The sequence below is a fragment of the Streptomyces sp. NPDC006872 genome (genome assembly GCF_040635845.1).
GTDB lineage: Bacteria > Actinomycetota > Actinomycetes > Streptomycetales > Streptomycetaceae > Streptomyces.
The window spans coordinates 1-1,441 of the sequence record NZ_JBEYIL010000056.1 but is presented as its reverse complement, the minus strand read 5'-3'; the positions used below and the strand labels follow the sequence as shown (position 1 = coordinate 1,441).

Below are 1,441 nucleotides of genomic sequence, written 5' to 3'. Positions count from 1 at the left end.
GTGATTCCTAATGCGGTCTGTCAAGCCGCGTGCCCGGTGGGTGGCACGAGTTCGTAGGTCCGTCCGTCACGTAGGAGGGCCCAGAGGACGTTGACGCGGCGGCGGGCCAGGGCGAGGACGGCCTGGATGTGACGCTTGCCTTCGGCTCGCTTGCGTTCGTAAAACCGGCGGGACTCATCGCAGTGTCGGATGCTGAACAAGGCGGAGATGTAGAAGACGCGTTGGAGTCTGCGGTTGTAGCGCCGCGGCCGGCGAAGATTGCCGCTGATCTTGCCGGAGTCGCGGGGAACAGGTGCGACGCCACCGAAGCCGGCGAGGCGGTCTGCGGTGCCGAAGGCGGTCATGTCGCCACCGGTCGCGGCCAGAAACTCGGCGCCGAGGATGACTCCCAGCCCCGGCATGCTGGTTATCACTTCGAAGTCCTGGTGTTCGCGAAACCGGGCCTCGATCGCCTTGTCGAGCTCGGCGACCTGCTGGTTGAGGGCCATCACTTCCCGCGCGAGCGTGTGCACCATCTGAGCGGTGAGTTTCTCGCCGGGCAGGCTGGTGTGCTGGCTTCCGGCAGCCTCCCAAGCTGTCTCGGCGAGCCGGTCAGCGCGCAGGACCTTGCGGTTGCGCAGCCAGGTCTCGAGCCGCTTCTTGCCTGTCCGTCGCAGGGAGGCTGGGGTCTGGTAGCCGGTCAGCAGCACGAGCGGGCCGGTGTTGGTGAGGTCCAGGGCCCGCTCCAGGCCCGGGAAGATTCCGGTCAGTTGGGCGCGGAGCCGGTTGACGGTGCGGGTGCGGTCGGCGACCAGGTCCGTGCGACGGCCGGTGAGGATCTTGAGGTCGGTGACGGTCTCGTCGCCGGCACGTAAGGGGTGCAGGTCGCGGCGGATGCGGGCCTGGTCGGCGATGACGGCGGCGTCCTTGGCGTCGGTCTTGCCCTCGCCGCGGTAGCTCTCCGAGGCGCGGTGGATGGCCCGGCCGGAGATGTAGTGCACCGGCTGAGCGTGGTTGAACAGGATCGCGATGGCCAGGGCGGCTCCGCCGTCGGCCAGGTCGATGCCCCAGGTCACGTCATCACCCAGGGCCAGGACATCGGTGAGGAGTTCGAGGAGTTCGGGTTCGTCGTTGGCGACGCGTCGGGACAGCAGCCGGTGGCCGCTCTCGTCGATCGCGACGCAATGGTGATGGGTTTTACCTGCGTCGATGCCGGCCCATATCGCGGCCATGTGGTGCCTCCGTACGGTGTGGTGCTGGTGCCTCCCGACGGACGACCTCGCTGTCGATTCCCTACTCAGCGATCATTCGCAATTCCTAATTGGCAGCCGAGTCGTCGTGGGGCACCGGGCGGCCAATCACTGAAAGCCATCAGCGGCAGAGCGTTTTGAACCACACCCGGCACCCCTGGGTGGGTGAACCATACGAAGGGCTCACCGCCTCCCGCAGAACAACGTAGGGA

Annotated in this window: 1 protein-coding gene; it reads right to left on the bottom strand. The window is 67.0% G+C overall.

All coding sequences use genetic code 11. The annotated features are described in order from the left end of the window. Positions 1 to 20: 20 nt before the first annotated feature. Complete coding sequence (locus tag ABZ725_RS52475; RefSeq protein ID WP_358809466.1) at positions 21 to 1,211, bottom strand: IS110 family transposase; 1,191 nt, start codon at positions 1,209 to 1,211, stop codon at positions 21 to 23. Positions 1,212 to 1,441: the final 230 nt, after the last annotated feature.